The organism is Paucilactobacillus vaccinostercus DSM 20634, from assembly GCF_001436295.1.
GTDB classification, from domain to species: domain Bacteria; phylum Bacillota; class Bacilli; order Lactobacillales; family Lactobacillaceae; genus Paucilactobacillus; species Paucilactobacillus vaccinostercus.
Map to the genome: position 1 here is coordinate 1 of NZ_AYYY01000030.1, position 22,392 is coordinate 22,392.

A 22,392-nucleotide genomic window follows, 5' to 3' on the forward strand; every position below is an offset into this window, starting at 1 on the left:
TCATCCTGAGCCAGGATCAAACTCTCATATAAAATAAGAAGCTTGTTAGCTCTTTTGATTTGTTACTTTAAGCGAATTGACTTCGCAAATGTTTTGCCTTTAACCCTACGGGCTAAAGGACCCTACACATTTGATTTGTCGAAACTTTGTTCAGTTTTCAAAGGTCTACCATGTTGCTTCCTTTTGAATCAGCAACGTTATTAATAATAACAGATCGATAATCCAATGTCAACAACTTTTTTCTTGATCATTTTGATCACGGTGTTGTTAACGTCGGTGACAACGATTAATTACTATACACGGCTTTTCGTATCTCGTCAACACTATTTTTAAACTATTTTGTAAATTCCATTAAAAAAGCATCCCCATCATCGGACGAGAATGCTTTTACCGCATAATATCTAGAAAATATTTAACTTGCCAATCCGTTCCACGGCCTCGACTAATCGTTCTGGCGATACCAATAGTCCAATTCGCACGTAACCTTCACCATGGCGGCCAAACCCATTGGCGGGTGCCACAGCTACGCCTGCTTTATCAAGTAGTAAATCGGCAAACGATTCACTCGTATATCCAGCAGGAACTGGCATTAGTGTATAGAAAGTTCCCCCCGGTTTAATTGCCTGCCACCCAATCTTTGCGCTGGCAGCCACAAAGGCATCACGTCGTTGCTCATAACGCGCCACGATTTTAGCAATTTCTTCATCTCGCTGCGGGTCACGCAGAGCATCCACGCCCGCCTCTTGGATCGCAGGGAATACGCTCACAAACAGATGATCCTGAATTAAATTGATTGCTTCAATAATATCCGGATTTCCCACCGCAAAGGCCAACCGCCAGCCGGCCATGTTAAAGGTCTTCGAATATGTATAGAATTCAATCCCCACTTCTTTAGCACCTGGAACTTCCATAAAACTAATTGGTGCCTGCCCGTCAAAGCCCAACGCCCCATACGCAAAATCACTAATAATGCCCACATGGTACTTCTTCGCCCATTCCACAACGTGCTCGTAAAATTCACGGGTTGCCACAGCTCCCGTCGGATTATTAGGATAGTTCAAATAGAGTAGCTTCGCTTTCTTGGCAACGGCCTCGTCAATCTGATCGACATCAGGTAAAAAGTTATTTTCTTCTAATAATGGTACCGTCTGAAATTTAACCCGCCCCAGTGCGGCCCCTGAAAGATAATCCGGGTATCCAGGGTCTGGGAGTAAAAAGAGATCGCCCGGGTTCATCAGGGCCCACGGTAACTCAACAAGTCCAATCTTGGAACCACCCAAAATTGCGACTTCACTTTCTGGTTCAAACGTTGCCCCATACTTTTCCTGATAAAAATCGGCTGCAGCCACTTTTAACTCGTGTAGTCCCCTAAATTGAGAGTACTTATGATTAATTGGTTTCGTAACCTTTTCCTGGGTACTTTTTACAATATAATCTGGGGTGGGCTTATCAGGATTCCCCTGCCCAAGGTTAATCACATCCACGCCCGAAGCCACCTTTTGATTGACCTTGGCGACTAAGCTAGCAAAAAACTGTTTTGGTAATCCCTGCAATAATTGCGATTCTTCAAATTTCATTTTCAATATCCTTCATTTCTACAGCTATATTTTTAACGATATAATTCCGGGCGTCGATCCTTAAAAACTGGGATTTGGCCCCGAACCGCCTCAATTTGGCTAAAGTCGATGGTGGCTAGCTTCACCTTTTCCGTTTCACCAGCATTAGCGATAATGTTTCCCAGTGGGTCGATCACAAGTGAATGTCCGTTAAAGTGATTGTCCGGATCATCTCCCACCCGATTGACCGCCACCACAAACGCTTGATTTTCAATCGCCCGAGCACGCAGCAAAACTTCCCACTGGGCAATTCGTGGTTGAGGCCATTCAGCGCTGACATATAATACCTTTGCCCCGTGTCGCGCATTTGTCCGCAACCATTCCGGAAAGCGAATGTCGTAGCAAATCACGCCCGCACTTGCGGCACCAGCCAATTGAAAATAATTTTCTGTTTTACCAGCTGTAATGTACTGTTCCTCATTCATCAATCCGAATAAATGCACTTTATCGTACGAACTAACTAATCGCCCCTGATCATCAACGATATAACTAGTGTTATAGAAGCGATCATCGCGGGCCGTGGCAACCGATCCACCAACGATGTTGATATGGTAATTTCTAGCCAGTTCCTGTAATAACTCCTGCGTATTCTGACCATTCGGGTCGGCAAGACCGTTCAGCTGATCCAGTGCGTACCCGGTATTCCACATCTCTGGTAATACCACAATATCTGCATGTTCCTTGGCTGCTTCGGCAATCACTTGACTAACGCGCTCAAAATTAGCGCCTGGATTGGCAAAATCGACATCCATTTGTGCTAGTGCTACTGTTAATCCCATTTTTCATAACCTCCCGTCAAAAAAAGCGCTCGTCCTTACAATATGTAAAGGACGAGCGCTAACCCGTGGTACCACCTTGGTTCACTACTCATTTATGAGTAGTCTCAATTAGTTTCATTAAAAAAATTTAATGTCACCAAACGCTTCATAACGGTAGCGACCGGTACCAGTTCGGGTTTCCTCACTCATACAATGCTCCGAGACCATCTTCGACTAGCAATCCAGCCTGGATTTCACCGACCCCAGGTCTCTGTACTGCACTAACTAGGCTACTCATCTCTTCATGATTTTCTAATTATTTACTCATTTATTGATTTCAAGTGTAGTTGTTTTAGTGACTGCCGTCAAGAACCGAATTTGAAGTTAGCTCGGGGCAACTACTTTAGCCATACTGCGGCCCTGCCCTTGGGCAGTCACTTGAATTTGAAATGGAATCCGTTCCTTCAACATATCGACATGACTGATGATCCCAATCATTCGGTCACCGCTCTCAATGTTTTCTAAGGCAGCCATGGCGGTTGTTAGAGAATCATGGTCCAGTGACCCAAATCCTTCATCGATAAATAGCGTATCCACGCTAATTCCACCGGACTCGTTTTGAATCACCTCACCTAACGCCAATGCCAAACTAAGGGCTGCAATAAAACTTTCACCGCCTGACATCGTGTGAACACTCCGCACCTTTCCAACATTATCGTCATACACATCAATTTCAAGACCGGTATTTTTCTGGTAGGTTCCCGTTTCCATGTGCAACTTCAATAAGTAACGTCCTGAGCTGAGTTGTTGTAACCGCTGATTAGCGACCTCGAGAATTTCAACTAACTGGGCCCGCAGGACGTAACGTTCCAGACTAAGCTTAGCATCCCCGTTGCCGTTCACCGTTTCAACTAAGAGCTGTAACTCCGAAACAAGTTGCGCTTGTTGTTGAATATTTTGCTGGGCCTGATCAATCTGGGTCAAAATCTGGTCATTAAGCACCAAGCGATCGTGGGCCTGATTAAACTGCTGTTTTAATCGTAGCCGCTCATTACTCTGTTGCTCAATTTTCGCCTGAGCGACCGCTAAATCAACCGTCTGATGATCACCCACTACCTTTTGATAGGTCGCAACTCGCGCTTGACTATCTTGGACCTGATGTTCATACGTGGCAACCTGCTCCTGTCGCGCCTTCAGTTGTGTGAGTTGCGGTAAAAGCACTTGATACTGGGCCACATTATCAAGTTGCAGCGTGCTGGCTAACACATCTTCAAACGCCGTCCGGGCCGTTGCCAGCTGTGCTTGGGTCGTCGCTATTGTCTGCTGCAGCTCGGCTAAAGTACCCGTCGTTGTGGCAATGGTGGCTTGGTTACTCTGTACTTGTGTTTCAGTCTGAGCAACCGCGTGTTCATGCTGCTCAATTACCTGTTGTAACGACGTCACATGCTGATCTAGCTGGGCCAAGCTCGTAAATTCAGCTGGCAAGTTCGTCCGGATATCCTCCAACTGAGTTTGATACTTTTGTTGCTGTTCACGTGCGTCTTGCGCTACCGCTTGCTGGTGGGTCACCGTGTCGGTGAGCGTCGTTAGCTGCGCTTCGGCTTCGGCTTGCTCGTGTTGTACCTGTTGCAAAGCTGTAATTTGTTGCGTAACCGTCTCTAACTCATCTTGATCAGCCACTAACTTCTGTTGATTTTGCTGTTGAGCATCCTCCAACTGGGCCGGATCCGATGCGATAGGAGTCGAATAAGCGGTCAAATGAGCCTGAAAAGTGGCCAAATCCTGCATTAATTGCGTTTGTTGCTGGGTTAATCGTGTTTTTTGTTCCATTAACTGTGTTTTTTGCTGAATAACCTGCGATTTTGCTAATTGTAGAGCCGTATCTGCCTGTTTCATGTCATCGTCGGTAACCACAGTCACGCCAGCATGGCGTGTCGCTGGGGCGGGATGTTCCGTGCTCCCGCAAACCGGACAGGGGGTGCCCGGTTTGAGTTGACTGACTAAATTCGCAATCTGTCCCTGAAGCCAGTTGTTGCGAATCGTCTCATGGTGCGCCTGTTCCTGTTGGGCGGTCTGCTCTAGTTGATCTAACCGTGTTTGTTCAGTCGCCAACTGGCGGGCTAGTTTCTGATTTGCACGATATTGGTCGCTAAACTGAGTCAAACGGTGTCCATCACTTGTCAATTGTTGAACGGCCTGCCGCAGCGTTCCTAACCGTTCCGTTAGGTTGGGCAACCGCTGTAATTGTTCCGTTCGCTGTTGTTGCTGCGTCCTGAGTGTTGTCATCTGATCCTCACTCATCTTGAGCTGCTGCTGTGCTTCTTGCCACTCATTTGTGGCCGTGGCCAATTGCTGAGTCACCACCGCCAGCCGTTCAAACTGGGGCCGCTGGTGCTTCAGAATCGAGACGCGCTCGCGGTGCTGGGCAATTTGTTCATCAGCCGCATGTAACGTTTGTTGCTGCTGTTGCAAAGTCGCGCGGGTCGCATGTAAGTCAGTCACCTTGGTCTGGGTTTCTTGTACCCGCTGTTGCAGCGTCGCGATTCGTTGCTCCTGTTGCTGGAGCATTTCGTATTGTGGCTGAACATGTTGTACCTGTTGCAACTGCTCAATTTGTTGGCGATTTTCATCGATTGTCGCTTTTTGCGCCAGTAGTTCATGAAGCTGGGACCGCCATTTTTCTAGCTGCACGATTTGTTCGTTCATGTTTTGGTCCGCAGTGAGTTGACTCTTGGCTCGTTCAAGTTGCTCTTGTACCAGTTGCTGTTGCCGTTCAATTTCTTGCAACGCTTGATGTGCCCGTTGTTGCTGACTAGTCAGTAACGTCATTACCTCTTGGTCTTCGTGCGTTGCTGGATCGAAGTCCGCCGCCCACTGCACCTTTGCTATCTCGGTTTCAATGCTACTCTGCCAGTCGCGTTTTTGATCCGTTTGCTTTTTGAGCTTGTTTTTCAACGCCTCGCCCCAACGCTGAAAAAGATCCGTTTTAAAAATTTTCCGCAGAACTGCTTCCTTGTCGGCACTCGGTGCAACCAGAAAACGCTGAAAGTCACCTTGTGGGAGCAATACAATTTGGACAAACTGTTGGCGGGTAATTTGCAAAATACCGGCGAGATGCCGGTTAATATCCTGCATTTTAGTTATTTCCTCAACTTTTTTATCGTGTTCATACACGTCTAAGACGCCCGAGCTGGGAAATTCACGTTGGCCGCCGCCTCGTTTTTTATCGAGAGTTTGCTTAGGCTGACGCAACACACGATATTGCTTGCCCTGATGCACAAACCATAATTCGACGGCCGTTGCATCCGCAGAATCAGCAAAGTCGGAGCGCATTTCCTCCGGTCGGCGATCATCGCTCGCCCCTTCTCCGTAGAGTGCAAACGTAATCGCATCAAAAATCGTGGTTTTACCGCTGCCGGTATTCCCCGAAATCAGAAAAATGGGCGCCGCTGCTAATTTAGTGAAGTCAATTACCTGATGCGCGTACGGGCCAAAATTGGTCAATGTTAGTTTTAAAGGTTTCACGATTTTGTCCCTCCATCATTCGCAATTTTCAACGTTTCCTTCGCCCAACTCATTTGTTGCGCCGTGAGGGCCTCTTTGGCCACCGATTCGTAGAAATCACCGAGTAATGCGACCGGATCTTTCTGACGAATTTGCTTTCCCGACATCCCCTGACTTTCCACCGCAGTCGAATAGCCTTCTTCGCGGCTCAGCGATACCACGTTTGGATAAATCTCGCGTAATCGCGGTAATGCGTTGAGAATTGGTTTTCGATCCTGCAGGATAAAGCCAAAGTAGTTCTCCCGGTCAAATTGCGCGTAAAAAGTCGGATCAATGAGGTCATCAAAGTGGGCCGTAATTTGTTGAACATCCCGTAATGGTTTGAGAGGCTTGAAGGTGAGCTGAAACGGATCCGTGTCAATGATCCACACCCCTTTTGATTGTTGCGCTTCGGATAGCGAGAACTTAATTGGCGATCCCGAATAGCGCATGTGGGGTTCGTGAAGGGCATCCTTTCCATGCAAGTGCCCCAAAGCAACGTAGTCAAAGTCTTGGAGTAACGCTGCAGGAACGGAAGCTAGTCCACCAACCGTTAGTTGCGTTTCCGAATCCGTTTTAGCACTCCCCGCCACAAAGAAATGGGCGACTAAAATCTGCTTCTTTTGTGGATTAAATTGAGTCTTCATCTGTTCAACTACCGGTACCATAGCCTGATCTAGGTGGACGAGCGTTTCATCATTAAAGTACTGTTGCGCAGCAAACGGTTCGAAATAGGGCAACAAAAAAATTTGAGTATCCGGTAACTCTACTGGTGTAAAGGCTTCTTCCAGCTTCGTCGCTAGGTAAAAATTAGTACTTTGGTACCACGGATTCCCCGTTGCCAACCGCGTCGCACTATCATGGTTACCGGCAACCGCATAGAGTGGCAGATGGTCCGTTAAGTTGAGTCGCTGTAGCATGCGATCCAGTTGGGCAACTGACGTTTCTGCTGGCAGACTGCGGTCATACAAATCACCCGCAATAATCATGCCGTCCACCTGTTCATCCAATGCGATCTGTTCAATCTGTTGAAACGCATCCTCCTGCTCCGCGGACAAATCAAATCCATGCAGCCGTCGACCAATATGCCAATCTGCAGTATGTAAAAAACGCATGCGTGATAACTCCCTTCGTTGAGTCGTATTTTTTGTTTACTATCGATATTTCTAATTTAGTTTGTACTATAACACGCCAACATCATCTTGCGCTAATTCAGCCCTATCATTAGTTGCCCTTCGCCCACGGTTTGAAGGGCCGTCTTCTTCATACTCATGAAAAACCGCGACGATTCGGCTACTACTCCCTGTCAACTTCTCGAACGTCTGTTCGTTTTAATTTTACCATGCCCCACTTGAAATGAACATCGTCTTTTCAGTGGACCGCTAAAAAGCCGCTGACAACTGTCAGCGGCCTTCACCTAATTCTTTTTTACATGTACCATCGTTAAGCGCTCTGTTGCACACCTGCGGTAATGGTTTCGAGCTTCATCATGGCATCCTTAACCGTCTGAGCGGTAATTGGCAGTGGAATGAGATTCATCGTTTTTTCTTCGGTGGTTGCTTCGTAGGCAATCTTCTCAATATCTTCATCGCTAATGCCATCCAGATTCAACTCGTGGAAATTGGTTGGTACTCCCAGTGTCCGGTAAAGGGGCAATAGCTCCTTAATATGATCGTAATGGTTTTCGATCACCAACTGAACCAAAATACCATACCCCACTTTAGCCCCGTGCAGGAGATGACTCGTTTGTGGGAAAAGGGTCAAGGCATCGTGGACTGAATGGGCCCCCGTTGACCGTGCGTATGAATCACCCCAGCCACCAACCGTCCCGGCCATGACGATAATCGTTTCGGCAACGTTGCGCCAAGTGTGGGTCATTCGTCCGGCCTTCATGTCTTCAACGGCTTGGATCGAATCACGCAACAGCACGTCGCGACAATTATTAGCCATTTGCCGTGAGATGGTGAGCGCAATGGTAAATTGTTCTTCGGGCAAGTCTTCGAAAATAAGCTCCGACTCGTAGAACTTGGCCAAGGTATCCGCAATTCCGGCAACGAAGTAATCAATTGGTGAATTTAAAATCACTTCTGGATTCAGCAACATTAGGTTAGCCGTCTCCTTGTAAATTTCATGGTTAATGTGTTCGCCGTTTTCCTTGTAATGAACGCTCAAGGCTGACCATGGGGCACAGTTACTGGCCAACGTGGGCATCAGTACCAAATACATATGTGTGCCGGTCGTCACACTCTTCGCGGTGTCCAATACTTTCCCACCACCAAGCGCGATCACCATTTCTGTCCCCTTTTGGGCGGCAATATTAGCGACGCGATCGATTTCTTCATAGGAACACTCGCCGTTAAATAACACGTCTTCCACCGCCACGTTAGTACCAAAATCTGGCAGATAAGGCTTGGCAGCTGCCAAAGATTTCGTTCCATGCAAGAATAAGACTTTCGTTACCCCGAGTTCTGAAATAAAGTTGGGTAACTGATCATACGCCTTCGCATCTGAAATATAACGTTGAGGTCCACTTTGTGAAATCATATCGCATTCTCCTTTTCTATGTTTGGTCGGTAGGCGGTCGCCCGTCGTTGGTCCCATTTAATTAAATTTATTATGTAAGTTTTGATCTGCTCGATCGGAATACGATTATTAGAATAGCATTAAAAAATTAAAAATACAAACTTTTTTCTCATTTTATTTTAACTTTAATTATTAGCGTGCTAGTTTCAGTTAAGATTATAACGTTTCGTTTTAATCGGGCTGGTATCCGTCTTAAGCTAATCTTCGTTTTTTCTTCATCCCCCTGTGCTATGCTACATAAGATTAAAACTAACGATGGAGTCGAATTTAAACTGATGGATCAACTCAAATCCCGTATTCGCATGCACAACCTAAAAACGTTTCGTACCCTTCGGAAGGCTCACCATGGTGTTCCTTTCTTGGGCCCCATTCTGCTCACAATTACCAGCCTGGTATTTCTTTATATGAGTATCACTGGCCTTTACGCTGATATAACCTATCAATCGGTAACTGGTGAAATCACCAGCGCCCAGCAATATACTCGTCATTCTCTTCATCGCAGCAACCAGCGAACGCGAGCCGTCATTGCCCTGGTCACCTCATCTGGAACGACCAACGTCACGATGACGCTAACCGGCTGGTATGACGTTGGGGATACCTTGGCGCTCAAATGGAATGGCCAACAGCCAGCCACTGTTGAAACATGGGGCTGGGGCAATCTGCCCCTTCACCTGATTAGCGGGCTGGTCGGACTATGGTCACTCCTGATGCCGCTTGATTATCTTTTTCACCACGAGGCATACTACTGGGTGAGCCGTAATTAGGCTCATGGACCCTAAATCACGAAAAAAATGGAATCGTCTTCTTAGATGAAAGACGATTCCATTTTGATTTTTAGTCCACTTGATCCCATTTTGCCTCATCAATGCCAAACGGCACAACTCGGTCAAACGACGTCACAGGCGCTTCACTAACCTGATAGAAATGCTGCTTGATCGCTGTGAAATCCGTGGTTTCCTTAAAGGCTGGAATCTGGTAAAGGCGCTTGGCGTACGCCCACAGATTAGGATAATCAACTAACCGATGCGCACTCAGCTTGTTTTGGTAGTAGTATACAATGTCAAATCGAACCAAGCTTACAAACAGCCGAATATCCGGTACCGTTAACGTCTCTCCCACTAGGTACGGTTGAGTCGCCAGCAAGTGATCGGCCCACTCTAACCGGTTAAAGAACCGTTGTGCCAATTCATCGTACTCCGCCTGAGACTGGGCTACCAGAATTTGACCGGGCACTTCCGTCACATCAGTCAAAATAATCTGATTGATGGCGGCTACCTCGTTAGCTCGCTCCTCGGGATACAAATCCAGCTCGGTTGTTTGGTACTGACGCCAGTAACGAGCGAACTCATCGAGTAGATCGTTAGATTGATTATTGACCGCTTTGCCGGTGGTTACATCGACCAGTGTGGGAACTGAGGCGCGGCCATTAAATTCTGGCGCGGCCTGTTGGTAGCTTTCCGATAGGCGGGCGGTGCCCAGGACTGGATCCTTCACACTATCATCAGCCCCATAAACCCAATCGGTCGGCAGTCCGGTCCGCCGTAGCGCCTGAACCGTTCCATCAGAAACGGCCTGTTCCAGCCCTAATAACCGTAAGACGATCGCAACCGGTGTCGCCCACGGACAAAACTTGCCCCAAATTAACCGATACCGGTTCGGTTCAACTGGTAACTCTCTGGTCGCAAACGAGGCCGTTAAATCAAGTGTCGCCGGTGTCGTCTCCTTTTGTGACTGCTCGGGATGCCACTCACAAGCTGCATTATTTTCTGTCATCTAACTCACCCTTCCTCATTAGATAAACAACAGGATCCGGTCGTTGTGACCTGACCCTGTTGTGATCTCAGCTTAATTACTTATTGTTGGTAATGATGATGTCGCTAGCTTTGATGTCTGAACCAAAGTATGGTTTAAGATTCTTATTGTAGTTGGTTTCAAAGAAGCCCTTCTTGTTCAACTTGGTGATTTCCTTGTTTGTCCAGTTCAACAAGCTCGTATTGCCCTTCTTAACCGCTGGCGAAATGGTTTGGCTAGGTCCAATTGTCTTGATCCCCACCGTGTAAGTTGGGTGTTTCTTCACCCAAGCAAAGAGGTATGAGTTATCGTCAGCCAAAGCTTTCGCACGGCCGTTCTTCAACGCATTAAATTGTTGGGTCTTGGAATCGTACTTTTGCAGGGTCACACCATTAGAATGCTTCGTGAAGTATTCTTCGGCAGTTGTCCCTTTCGTCACGATCACCTTCTTGCCCTTCAACTGACTAGCCTTGGTAACTGGACTGCTCTTCTTGGAAACCACACCCACGGAAACCTTCATGTAAGGTTTGGCAAAACTGACCTGTTGTTTCCGTTCCTTAGTAACGGTGAAGTTCGCGAGGACGAGATCAACCTTGTTTGACTTCAAGGCATCTACCCGACTATCTGCGTTAACCTGAACAAATTTGACCTTAACGCCTAAGTCCTTTCCAATTTGACGAGCAAGATACACATCGTACCCGGTCCGCTTACCACTCTTAGTCACCCAGCCGTAAGGTTGTAAATCACCGAAAACGGCAATTTTGATTGTCCCGCGCTTCTTAATAGCACTCACGCTGGAATTATTGGTCGCCGCATGGGCCTTGGTTGGCACTGCAGTCGCTGCGACTGACACCACCAGTAAAGTCGCTAAGGTAGCGACAACTGCTCTAAAAATTTGCTTTAATTTCATCCCTAATACCTCCAAATTTTGGCTTATGAAACCTGTTCTACTCCTGATACCCTATTCTAACTTCGCAAAAACTCTAGAAATCCATACTACTCAAAAAGTCTTGCGCCCGTTGCGTCTGCGGTTGTTCAAAGAATTGATGCCCTGATGACTCTTCCACGATCTTCCCGTTCTCGAGAAAGAGAACCTTATCCGCAATTTGCTTGGCAAAGTTCATCTCATGCGTTACCACGAGCATCGTCATCTTCCGCGCTGCGAGTCCTTCGATGACCTCTAGAACCCCACGCACCATTTCTGGATCCAGTGACGCCGTGACTTCATCAAATAGCATGAAGTCTGGATTCAGCGTGAGCGCACGCACGATCGCGATCCGCTGTTTCTGACCACCCGAGAGTTGACGCGGATAGGCATTCTCGTATTCCGATAACTGCACTTCCTTCAGTAACTGCCGGGCCTGTGCGAGCGCCTCATTCTTATCACGTTTTTGGACCTTCAGTGGGCCCAACAAAATATTGTCGATCACCGTCCGATTAGGAAAGAGGTCATAGCTTTGAAAGACCATTCCGATATGTTGCCGAAGCGGCTGCCATTTCTTAAATCCAGGCGTAATCGTTTGGTCCTCAAAGTTAATTTGACCACCGTGAAACTCTTCCAGTCCGTTTAAGCACCGGATTAGCGTACTTTTCCCGGAGCCAGAGGGGCCTAGTAAGACGGTCACACTTCCTTTTTCAACTGTAAAATTGATATCGTGTAAGACTTCTTTTTTACCGTAATTTTTTACTAAATGTGTCACGGTTAATAACTCATTAGCCATTGGCAGTGACCACCTCCTTTCGTTCTAGATGCCGTGCCCAAAGGGACAGCGGGTAACATAAAATAAAGTACAGGATAAAGATGAACCCGTACACCCAAAACGCACCATTTTCGTATCGTTGACCGTTAGCTTCAATAATCTGCTGACCAATATTGATTACGTCCATCACGCTGATCAGTAACAGTAATGAGGTCGTTTTGATAATCCGACTAACTAAGTTAATCGTCGCCGGAATCATCAATTGAATCGACTGCGGGATCAATACATAGTAGTACAGCTGCAACCGGTTCAAGCCGATTGCCTTCCCTGCGTCCACCTGATGCGGGGATACCGAAATAATACCCCCCCGCACAATATCACTCATTTCTGCAGCAAACCAGAGGGCAAATACCAGCATCGCCATCGATTCTGCCCCCATATTGATGTTAAAATTTTGAGGCAAAATATAGTAAAACAAAAATAGCAAGACGACCGTTGGAATCACCCGGAAAAATTCCAGGTAGAGACGCAAAATCACGCGCAAGATCGGATTATGGAGGGTTCTCAGGGCCCCCAGGATCAGTCCTAGAATCAATCCGACCACAATTGCCACGATGGCGATCTTAGCCGAAATCCACAAACCGCCGAGTAGGCGAACCATGTTACGGCCCTCAAATAAAATATTAATTCCCGAATGAGCCACGACGCGCCCTCCTTTCTAGCCACGTTAGTAGAATTGAAAGTGGGATCAAAATAATCGCGTACCCAACTACCAAGCTAAATAATGCTTCGTTGGTGTCGTACAGCATTCCAATCTGATCCAACGCCGTATTCGTGAGTTCTGGAATGGCGACCACCGTAAAAATAGACGTTTCCTTAATCAGAAAGATCACGTTGGCCGCAATGGCTGGAATACTGAGAGACAGTCCCTGTGGCAAAACCACGTACTGCGCTAACTGCCAGTCGGTCAGTCCGATTGCCCGCCCAGACTCAACTTGAATTTTTGGAACCCCTTCAAGTCCGCCGGCAAATGCGGCTGCCATATAGCTGCCACCCAAAAAGATGAGGCCACTCACACCACTGGCTTCCGCCGAAATCTTAAATCCCAATTCTGGGAATGCGTAATAGATGAAAAATAGCTGAATCAGTAGTGGTGTATTTCGTGATAGTTCAACGTATGCCCCTAAAATCCGCTGGAGCACCGGCACCTTAAAGTATCGGACGAAGCTTACAATCAACCCGACGATAATGGCACCTAAAATCCCCCAAAATGAAAGCTTTAAGGTGATCATAAAGGCTTTTTCATATGTCGGAATCCCCTGTTGAACGATTGACCAGTTCATTGGGTCGACCACCTCCTAATATAATTACTGTGAAAAATTGTCTTTCACCTTTTATAGTTATACCCTATTCAAACGCCTTTGCAAGCGCCTGATCGAGGTCACCAATCAAATCATCAATGTCTTCTAATCCAATTGATAGGCGGATAATTTGGTTATTCATCGCATGTTTTTGCCGAATTTCGGCGGGAATTTCACGATGGGTCGTCCGCGTTGGATTAACAATCAATGATTTTGCATCCCCAATGTTCGGAATATAACTAAAAATTTTGACATTGCCGATTAACTTTGCGATATTTTTTTCGTCCCCCTTCAGTTCAAAGGACAATACTGACCCGACGCCTTTAGGAAAGTACTTAGGAACGAGTGGATTATCAGCTTCAATACCAGAATAGTACACCCGTTCGACGTGCTCGTTAGCGGCTAAAAACTTCGCAATCGCCGTCGTGCTGGCGACCTGTTTCGTCAACCGTTCGGAAATGGTCTCCAAACCTAACATCACGAAGTAAGCATCAATCGGCCCTAAAACAGACCCTAATAGTCGAACATATTTCATCCGAATTCGTTTGATAAAGGCTGCTGCACCAAATTTACTATAAAAACTTTCGTGGATTCCCTGTTCTTCATCCCCCAGGTTAAATTCTTCCTCGGTAAACTGCGGAAACTTGCCACTCGACCAGTCAAACTGACCGTGATCCACTACCAATCCTGACAGTGTGTTGCCATGACCGTTAATCCCCTTAGTCGATGAGTAAACGACGATGTCGGCCCCGTATTCAAACGGGCGCAGTAGGTACGGCGTCGGGAACGTGTTGTCCACAATCAACGGAATGCCTGCTTCATGGGCAATGGTCGCTAAGGTTTCGATGTCAGCAATCTCCGTACTCGGGTTGGCGACACTTTCGACGTAGATGGCCTTGGTATCGTCTTGAATCAATGACTTGATCCGGTCAAAGTCGTTCACTTCATCAACAAAATCGAAGTTAATCCCATACTTAGGGAAAAAGTTTCGGAATTCGTCCAGCGTTGATCCGTAAATGTTGGTTGGCGCAATAATGCGGCCACCACCCTCCGCAACATTAAAAATTGCAAACGAGATGGCTGACATCCCAGATCCTACAGCCACGGCATCAATGCCACCTTCCAAGGCTGCAATTCGTTGTTCATACACGTGAACCGTTGGATTGCCATCACGCGAGTAGTCAAACCGACCGGGCTGTTGCCCCGCCACAATTTGGTTAGCGACTTCGGTATTACTTAGTCCAAATGCGGCCGTCTGATAAATGGGAACGGAAGAAGCAAATTGATTTTCCTCTGGTTTATAGCCGGCATGAATGCGTAGTGTATCAAATTTATCCTGTGTCAAAATATTCACTCCATTTTAGTGTTATATAATAGTAGAAACTTATTTATTATCCAATGCTCCGTTTTAAAATATGAACGTTCTGACGCCGGGTAGCGGTTGCCAAAGCTTGGTTTAAATCGCTAATTAAGTCCGCTGCATCTTCAATGCCCACCGAAATCCGAATTAGTTGGGGCGTAATGCCAGCCGCCAAGCGTTCTTCTGGTGGCAACTCCGCATGGCTCATTTCATAAGGCAGTTCAGCTAGGCTTTCGACGGCTCCCAAACTGACAGCTAGCCGAATTAATTGCAGACTATTTACAAAGGCTGGTGCATCCACGTCATCTTGTAATTCAAAGGAGAAGACGCCACCAAAGCCATCGCACTCTTCTGCAGCAATTTCATGATCCCGTGACCCTGCAATACCAGGGTAGTGAATGGTCGCTACCTCATCGCGACTCGCAAGGTAGTCAATCAACTGACGCGCATTTTCCTGTTGCCGATCCATCCGAACTGACAAGGTTTGAATGCCCCGTCGTACCAAGTTGGCATTTTCTGGTGATAAAACACCGCCAAGTGCATTTTGAATGAAGTAGATCCGTTTTCCCAACGCTTTCGTCTTCGTGACCACCAAGCCGGCAATCACATCGGAGTGCCCACCCAGATACTTTGTAGCCGAATGAACCACGATGTCAGCACCTAAATCAAGGGGCTGTTGCAGGTATGGTGTCAGAAAAGTATTGTCGACAATCGTCAAAAAGTCATGTGCCTTCGCCACTGCCGCAATCGCCCGTACACTGGTAACTTGCAAAAGGGGGTTTGTGACAGGTTCAAAGTAGATGGCCTTCGTGTTTGGTTGAATGGCTGCTTTCACCGCCTCCAAATCCTGGGTATTGACTGACGTAAACGTAATGCCTCGTGCTTGGAAGTAGTCATTAATCAGTCGGTATGTGCCACCATAGATTTGATCACCAATTAAGATGTGATCCCCTTCTTTGAAAATGGCGAGCGCCGCGTGAATGGCGGCCATCCCAGAAGCAAACGCAAATCCATTAGCACCATGTTCGAGTGTCGCAATTTGTTTTTCTAAGTACTCGCGGGTCGGATTACCAGACCGGGAATAGTCCCAACGAACCTTGCCATTAATATCCGGGTAGGCATACGTTGATGATTGGTAGACTGGGACGTTAACCGCCCCAGTCTGGTTGTCATTGATATTTTGTCCGTGAATAAGTCGTGTATTAAATCCTGTCATGTTAAGCCCCTCCATTATCTCGTTAACTCGTGCAAATAAAAAACACTTCTGTCCTAATCTATTTCATCAATAGATAAAGGACGGAAGTGTTTTTTCCGTGTTACCACCTTAGTTTAAGCAACCCTCACGAATTGCTCCTCTTCGGGTACTTAACATCAGTTCAAGTACGGTCATACCCTAACTCTGTAACGGGAGTCCCCGCCATCACTTAACTTACGCTCGGTGATGAGAACTGCATCTAAGACCATCTTCAATCAGTTGCCGATATCGCCTTCCACCACGTGACGATTCTCTGGAATCAGCTCGTAACCTACTCATCTTTGCATTCACTAACTATATTCAATGTAAGTTATTATTGCCCATTCATGAGATAATGTCAATGATTTTTTAGAATTTGATGAGAATGTACCTCACGAGATCTTCATAAGTCCACGTTTAGTTGACTGTTTTTAGTACTTATTCAGGCTGTCAAACTATTGAAAATGCATCCCCATTCAATAATGAGGATGCGCTAATAGTTTATTTAATACCCTGTTCAAGACTAATTCGCTGGCTCTATTACTGTTAACATTTTCTACTGATCAACTACCGATCCATCAATGCTCAACCGCGTCTTCACTGGTCGAATATGATAGGGATACTTTTCTGCGACATTTTCAACTAGTTCAATACCAATTCCATTGCGTGTTGGAATTTCCATAAAGCCATCGTGACATTCAAACGTCTTCTTCACCATATCCTGCTTCAGGACACCCCGTTCAACACCCGTTTGCCCAAATTTCTCTGATAATGCTGGTTGACTATCACCCGGATATTCCAGCAAAGCAAAGTTGGGAATGCTAACCGCGATTTGCAAGCACGCAGCCGTTGAAACTGGGCTAAGTGGATTATGCGGTACAACGTCTACATCGTTTGCTTCCGCAATTGCCGCAATCTTCTTGGCTCCAGTAATACCGCCACATGCGCATACATCCGGACGCACATACTGTACTGCATTGCGTTTAATCAACATCGCAAATTCTTGGGGTGTGTTCAGTCGCTCACCGGTCGCAATAGGGACCGTCGTTTTGTCTGCCACAAAAGCCATCGTATCAAAGTTATCTGGCTTAATAGGATCTTCAACGAAGTAGGGCAAATACTGCTCAATTCCCCGACAAAAGGCTACTGCATCGGCTGGCTTTAGCCGGCGATGTAATTCAATGCAAAGATCTACATCATTTCCCACCGCATTTCGAAATGCCGCAACACGTTCGATGGCCTCTCCAATTTCACGGGCCTGGGTTGTGTGATACGGATCATCTCGTGATTGATCTAAAAACGGTGATAGGTGCCCGACTGCATTAAATCCCTTTGCCTTTGCATCTTTCAAATTGGCAACGACTTCTTCAGTTGTTTTACCGCCAACATGATAGTAAACGCGCGCCTTATTGCGCGTTTTGCCGCCAATTAAATCGTATACTGGTGCACCGTAATATTTACCTGCAATATCCCATAATGCAATATCAATGGCGCTAATGGCCCCCATGATGGCCGCACCACGAAAATGCCAGCAACGATACATATACTGCCAATGATGTTCAATTCGGAGAGGATTCTGACCAATCAGGTACGTTTTCAAGGCTTCTACCGCACCTGCCGCAGCATCTAGGAATCCCCAGGTGCCACATTCGCCCACACCGATCAGTCCTTCATCGGTTTCCACCTGAACAAATAAGTATCGATTGGCCAAAATTGTTTTTACGTTTGTGATTTTCACGTTATAATGCTCCCTACTTCATATCAGATTCATTTGTGAGATTTTTTAGCAAATGGTTCGTCTTTCATAAATTCAATTAATGCTCACTGGTTTCACCCGCTCTAATTGCAAAAGGTAGTTTGTTTTCGTTTGGAGATACTGGACAAGTGCAGAATTCCGTAAAGAAGCAGGGTAAATTACTAGCAGTATTGAAATCAATATAATCAACTTCGCTCGGATGAGATATATCAAATGCTAACGCTCTTCCACCACCATATGTCTCTTTAGCTGAGGTTACATCTTTGAATAAGATGTTGCCCGTTCCCTCAGTTTCTTGTCGATTATCTAAATAAACTATTTGATTAGTTTCCGGATCTTTTTTTGTCCAACCCGAATCATCATTGTGTCCTTGAAAAACAATTAATTTGTACTCTTGATCTTGGTAGGTAAAGTAAAGATTACCGATTGCCGTTTCTTTGTGTGATAAATCAGATAATACAGCTTCGGTTGTCACGCTTTCCCAATGTTCCAACGGAATATAGCGTGCTGGTAGAACCCAATTTTTACTAGGCTTAAAGTGCTTTGCTTCTTCAAAATGACGCCTAGTATCAGATTGAGGATCACGTTGACGAATCGCAAACTTACGGTCGTCGCTTCCAATTCTCTTAATTAATTGAGCACGCACACCCTGATAATCAAAGTCCTCAACATTGACATCTGCGACCGTACCAACAGTAATTTCTTTAGGTTCTTTAATAACCTTTCCTCGATTGCTAACATCCTTGCCCGCTTCCGGAAAATACGTCACCGTATTTCCATCTTGACGCCACTGACCTGGAAATCCACCAATGGTCTTGGACTCGCCTTCTTTGAGCCAATCAATGCTTCGTAGAGAAAGCCACCCATACTCTGAACTTAGTTTAGCTTCTCGTCCCTGATGCCACTGATGCCATCTTTGTTCGTATTCTTCTTCTGTTAAATTTTGGATTTCACGAAATGACAGAGGCTTAGCAATTGGAACACCACCGAAGACATGATCTACTGTTGTAGGAACTTGTTCGTATTTTGTCATATTTTTTCTCCATTCATTATTCGTATTTTACTCATAATAATCTGTGCTTAGCTAATAGACATTTGGCGTTTTCTCACCAGCCGTTAATTTAAATGGTAATATATTTTGCTCGGGTGGAAATGGGCAAGTACAAAAATAACTAAGTGCGCATGGATAATTGGCGGCACTATTAAAATCTACATAATCCAATTTATTGGTATCTGAAATATCAATTTTCAACCGACGACCACCACCGTATGTCTCGTTACCATTGGTTTGATCCTTAAATAAAATCAATCCGACGTTCTCCCTGTTCTGGCGATTATTTAAATACCGTGTTTTACCAGTTACCCGATCAGTCTCAATCAAGCCTGAATCGTCATTATGTCCCTGAAAGACAACGAAGCTATACTCATGTCCATCATATTCAAAAACTAAATTACCAATTTGGGTTTCATTATGTGATAATCCTTCAAGCACAGCAGCCGTCTGAACATTCTTCCATTCACTGAGTGGCACATACTTCGCAGGCAGTACCCACTTTTGAGTTGGTTCAAAAACCGGTACACCAGTAAAATCTTGACGGAATTTTGACTGCGGATCGCGTTGCCGTACCGCAAATTTTTTATCAGATCCTAACCGTTTGATAAGCTGCGCGCGCACACCCTCAAAGTCAAAGTCCTCAACATTCACATCTTCTGCATTCTCAACGACAATTTCCTTTGGCTCTGTAAGTATTACTCCCCGATTAGTCACTTTTTTGTCCGGCTCAGGATAATACGTTACCGTATTCTTATTTTGCGACCAAGAGCCCGGAAACCCATTTAGTTGGATTGTCTTACCATCTTCAAGCCAATCGATACTTCTTAGTGAGAGCCAGCCATACGGTGCTTTTAAAGCTCTCTCCCTTTTGGTATGCCATTGCGCCCAATGTGTTTGGTATCCTTGCTGATTTAATGTCGTTAATTTTTGATAGTCTGTCATTATGCCGCATCTCCATTATTTATCATCTTTTGTCACGTCATAGCCAAAGTACTGCTTTGATAATTTGCTAACAGTACCATTCTGCTTTAGTTTTTTGATTTCTTTGCTGAACTGCTTATTTAACTTTTTACCGTGCGCATTCTTCGCAAATGGCAATGCAATTTTAACAGTCGCTGCAGTTCCACTAACCACTCTCCAGTTATATCCTTTCGCTTTAATAATCGCCTTTAAGTTATTCCTAGTATCAACGGTCCCATCAACATGGCCAGCCAACAAAGCTTCATAAAATTGATCGCGGGCATCAAACGTTCTGAGCTTAATCTTTGGGTCATATTTCTTTAAATTATCTGTATTATTAGAAGCTGCACCCGTTGAAACTGTTTTCCCATCTAGGTCATGAATTGTCTTATACTTTGAACTTTTGTTTACCGCAATTGCTGTTTCCTCAACGTTATATGGTGTACTGAATGTGTATTTCTTTGATCTGGCAGGCGTAATGGCGACATCATTAGCGACCGTGTCCACCTTGCCTCCATCAAGATCTGCAAGCAATCCATCGTATTCACCCGTCACCCACTTGGGCTTGTAGCCTAAGTCTTTAGCGGCTTTATTAATCAACTCAACATCAAACCCAACTAGCTTGTTACCTTTTTTATACGATGTCGGAAAACTCGTTCCGGTAGTCCCAATCGTGATCGTTTTTTTACTTGAATTGGCACTTGCAGTTGTCCCCCACAATTGTGTGACTCCCAGAAAAACAAATCCAATGATAATAATGCTACCAACAATGCCGCTTAACGTTTTCTTCATACACTTCTTCCTCCTCGTAATTCAGCTAATAAATCCTATTTTGGCCAGATAAAACTCGATTTAAGTAGGTGTTGTTCATTGATTGTGTCCGTTGTTCATCAAAAATTGAAATAAAAAAAATTGCCTTAGGTCCATTCGGTTTCTGTACAATATCAATCGTTTCAAACCCAATTGATTGATAAAATGATGACAGCCATGGATGATCAAAAGCTGTTCCGATAGTAACGGCCGGAGTCTGAAGTTCCGGTTTAACATAATTATTAATCACCCAATCAATTATCTGCTTTGCAAAACCTTGTTTTTGATAATTCGGATTTGTAGCGACCCAGCCCAGATGCGGCAATCCGAATGGACCAGGATTGTCGGACCACGGTAGTCTGACCGAGGTCGTTGCAACAATCACACCACTCTCATCCTGAAGAATAAATGTCGGCGTACTTAAAATATGTTTTAAAACATCTCTTTCAGTCACCGAAGATGCCGCAAAATGAATTCCTAATTTTATATCCGCCTCATAGGCTTGATGAAGCAAAGCAGTTAACTGAGTAACCATTTCAATATTCTCAATTTTTTTGATTTGCACGTTAGATTCCTCCCGACATTGCCGCATTCAAACTCGATCAATTTACAAGCTACCTAGTGTCGACTTTCAAATCTGTCCCGATCATTCGGTGACGTCCAAATAGCTAAATCTGGACCAGCAGGAATGATTCGCGGTAGATCTTCAAATGGCGTGTGATCAACTTGGAAAAAACGTTTCTTCATTGAATCAAAATCAGTATTATTACCAAATGCCGGAATGCTGTATAAATCTTTTGTATAATTCCAAAGATTCGGATAGTCCACTAGACGCTTTTTATTGACGTAGTATTTCTGATAGAAAACTAGGTCAAACCGGGCTAACGTCACATACAAACGAATATCGGTATCGGTAATTTGGTTACCAAATAAATAGCGTTGATGACTCAATCGATCTTCTAACCAATCCAAACGGTCAAACACTTGATTATAATATTTTTCATAATACGCTTGTGAACGGGCCTGACCAGCTTCATTCACAGCAGTGTTAACATCTGCAAATAAAATTTGATTTAAAACATCAATATCTTCTTGTAAATCCTTAGGATACAAATCTGGCGCATCTTTTGATTGATATTTCTGCCATGCTAAAGATAATTCATTAATTAGAACATTGTAATCATTATTGACAACTTCACCAGTCTGGATATCAACCAGAGCCGGCACGGTCGTTCTTAATTCATAATTCGGATCAGCCTTACGATAGCTTTCACTAAGTGACTTAGTCTTCAGTATGGGATCAACATCTCCATCATCAAGAGTAAAGAACCAATCCCCAACAACTCCCGCTGGTCGAAGCGGATCGACAACACCCTTTGAAATTACCTTATCCAATCCCAGCAAATCGATTGCGATCGCAATTCGGTTGGCCCAAGGACAGTGCCGGGACCAAATCAACCGATAGCGACCGGGCTCAACGGGTAAGGTGCCGTCCGTAAACTTCTTGGTAAACTGCGGTGCTTGTGTTTTTTCGAATTTTTGACGAACATTAAAATTAGAGGTAGCGACACCGCTATATTCCTTTTGCGTGACGCCCTGACGCGGATTAGCAACTCGGCTCTTTGAAAAATCAATTGGGCAAGCACACATTTCTTCAACTACATCGACCTTTGCCAATTCTTCTTGCAAACTTGTTTCCCTTACAGCCATAACACGACACTCCCTTATTAATTTTAAGAGTCAAAAAAGCACCTTCGCCCCTGTTTTTATAAACAAAGGACGAAAGTGCTTTTCCGCGTTACCACCTTAATTTGAATAACCTTCACAGATTACTCCTTACCAGGTACTCAACTTCAATACCCTGAT

The 22,392-nt window shown here is 45.2% G+C and carries 19 protein-coding genes and 2 other annotated features (1 of these 21 only partly in view); of the genes, 1 reads left to right on the forward strand and 18 read right to left on the reverse strand.

Features of this window, described 5'->3' with window-relative positions:
* Nucleotides 1-401: 401 nt before the first annotated feature.
* The 5 genes from FC26_RS07355 to FC26_RS07375 form a co-directional block, all read right to left on the reverse strand.
* Nucleotides 402-1,577 carry a pyridoxal phosphate-dependent aminotransferase gene (locus FC26_RS07355; RefSeq protein ID WP_057779253.1) on the reverse strand — a complete coding sequence of 392 codons (1,176 nt, stop codon included), beginning with the start codon at nt 1,575-1,577 and terminating at the stop codon, nt 402-404.
* A gap of 32 nt (nt 1,578-1,609) precedes the next feature.
* On the reverse strand, nt 1,610-2,395 hold the full coding sequence (locus FC26_RS07360) for a carbon-nitrogen family hydrolase (RefSeq protein ID WP_057779255.1): 786 nt from the start codon (nt 2,393-2,395) through the stop codon (nt 1,610-1,612).
* Nucleotides 2,396-2,439: 44 nt separating this feature from the next.
* Nucleotides 2,440-2,689: a binding site (T-box leader), on the reverse strand.
* Between the two features lie 69 nt (nt 2,690-2,758).
* Nucleotides 2,759-5,899 (reverse strand): AAA family ATPase, encoded by a 3,141-nt coding sequence (locus tag FC26_RS07365; protein WP_057779258.1) that lies wholly within the window; start codon nt 5,897-5,899, stop codon nt 2,759-2,761.
* On the reverse strand, nt 5,896-7,032 hold the full coding sequence (locus FC26_RS07370; protein WP_057779259.1) for an exonuclease SbcCD subunit D: 1,137 nt from the start codon (nt 7,030-7,032) through the stop codon (nt 5,896-5,898). Before FC26_RS07370 ends, FC26_RS07365 begins: the two co-directional genes overlap by 4 nt.
* Before the next feature lie 328 nt (nt 7,033-7,360).
* Nucleotides 7,361-8,461, reverse strand: a complete 1,101-nt coding sequence (locus FC26_RS07375) for an iron-containing alcohol dehydrogenase family protein (protein WP_057779260.1) — start codon at nt 8,459-8,461, stop codon at nt 7,361-7,363.
* Between the two features lie 443 nt (nt 8,462-8,904).
* On the opposite strand from FC26_RS07375, the gene FC26_RS07380 reads away from it, so the two are divergent.
* Entirely contained in the window at nt 8,905-9,264 is a 360-nt protein-coding gene (locus tag FC26_RS07380) for a hypothetical protein (protein WP_157061115.1), read from the forward strand.
* Between the two features lie 70 nt (nt 9,265-9,334).
* Here the strand turns inward: FC26_RS07380 and FC26_RS07385 are convergent, their stop codons facing one another.
* The 13 genes from FC26_RS07385 to FC26_RS07445 all read right to left on the reverse strand — a co-directional run bounded on the left by FC26_RS07385 (nt 9,335) and on the right by FC26_RS07445 (nt 22,236).
* Nucleotides 9,335-10,273 (reverse strand): glutathione S-transferase C-terminal domain-containing protein, encoded by a 939-nt coding sequence (locus tag FC26_RS07385; protein WP_057779262.1) that lies wholly within the window; start codon nt 10,271-10,273, stop codon nt 9,335-9,337.
* A gap of 76 nt (nt 10,274-10,349) precedes the next feature.
* Nucleotides 10,350-11,201, reverse strand: a complete 852-nt coding sequence (locus FC26_RS07390; protein ID WP_057779264.1) for a transporter substrate-binding domain-containing protein — start codon at nt 11,199-11,201, stop codon at nt 10,350-10,352.
* A 73-nt stretch (nt 11,202-11,274) separates the two neighbouring features.
* The gene (locus tag FC26_RS07395; protein ID WP_057779266.1) at nt 11,275-12,012 is read right to left on the reverse strand and encodes an amino acid ABC transporter ATP-binding protein; all 738 of its coding nucleotides are present in this window, start codon (nt 12,010-12,012) and stop codon (nt 11,275-11,277) included.
* Complete coding sequence (locus FC26_RS07400) at nt 12,005-12,694, reverse strand: amino acid ABC transporter permease (protein WP_057779268.1); 690 nt, start codon at nt 12,692-12,694, stop codon at nt 12,005-12,007. The genes FC26_RS07395 and FC26_RS07400 overlap by 8 nt, the downstream gene beginning before the upstream one ends.
* Nucleotides 12,675-13,334 (reverse strand): amino acid ABC transporter permease, encoded by a 660-nt coding sequence (locus tag FC26_RS07405; RefSeq protein ID WP_057779269.1) that lies wholly within the window; start codon nt 13,332-13,334, stop codon nt 12,675-12,677. Before FC26_RS07405 ends, FC26_RS07400 begins: the two co-directional genes overlap by 20 nt.
* A 64-nt stretch (nt 13,335-13,398) precedes the next feature.
* Nucleotides 13,399-14,697: an O-acetylhomoserine aminocarboxypropyltransferase/cysteine synthase family protein gene (locus tag FC26_RS07410; protein ID WP_057779272.1), complete on the reverse strand. Its 1,299-nt coding sequence runs from the start codon at nt 14,695-14,697 to the stop codon at nt 13,399-13,401.
* A gap of 46 nt (nt 14,698-14,743) precedes the next feature.
* Nucleotides 14,744-15,928 carry a trans-sulfuration enzyme family protein gene (locus tag FC26_RS07415; protein WP_057779274.1) on the reverse strand — a complete coding sequence of 395 codons (1,185 nt, stop codon included), beginning with the start codon at nt 15,926-15,928 and terminating at the stop codon, nt 14,744-14,746.
* A gap of 574 nt (nt 15,929-16,502) precedes the next feature.
* Nucleotides 16,503-17,684, reverse strand: a complete 1,182-nt coding sequence (dgoD, locus tag FC26_RS07420) for a galactonate dehydratase (protein ID WP_057779276.1) — start codon at nt 17,682-17,684, stop codon at nt 16,503-16,505.
* A gap of 76 nt (nt 17,685-17,760) precedes the next feature.
* Nucleotides 17,761-18,735: a DUF1684 domain-containing protein gene (locus tag FC26_RS07425; RefSeq protein ID WP_057779278.1), complete on the reverse strand. Its 975-nt coding sequence runs from the start codon at nt 18,733-18,735 to the stop codon at nt 17,761-17,763.
* A 51-nt stretch (nt 18,736-18,786) separates the two neighbouring features.
* A complete protein-coding gene (locus tag FC26_RS07430) occupies nt 18,787-19,698 on the reverse strand; it encodes a DUF1684 domain-containing protein (protein ID WP_057779279.1) in 912 nt (303 codons plus the stop codon).
* A 15-nt stretch (nt 19,699-19,713) separates the two neighbouring features.
* Complete coding sequence (locus tag FC26_RS07435; RefSeq protein ID WP_057779281.1) at nt 19,714-20,508, reverse strand: transporter substrate-binding domain-containing protein; 795 nt, start codon at nt 20,506-20,508, stop codon at nt 19,714-19,716.
* Nucleotides 20,509-20,533: 25 nt separating this feature from the next.
* Nucleotides 20,534-21,091, reverse strand: a complete 558-nt coding sequence (locus FC26_RS07440; protein WP_162259973.1) for a GNAT family N-acetyltransferase — start codon at nt 21,089-21,091, stop codon at nt 20,534-20,536.
* A 53-nt stretch (nt 21,092-21,144) separates the two neighbouring features.
* Nucleotides 21,145-22,236: a glutathione S-transferase C-terminal domain-containing protein gene (locus tag FC26_RS07445; RefSeq protein WP_057779283.1), complete on the reverse strand. Its 1,092-nt coding sequence runs from the start codon at nt 22,234-22,236 to the stop codon at nt 21,145-21,147.
* A 62-nt stretch (nt 22,237-22,298) separates the two neighbouring features.
* Nucleotides 22,299-22,392: a binding site (T-box leader), on the reverse strand; it runs 148 nt beyond the window's last position.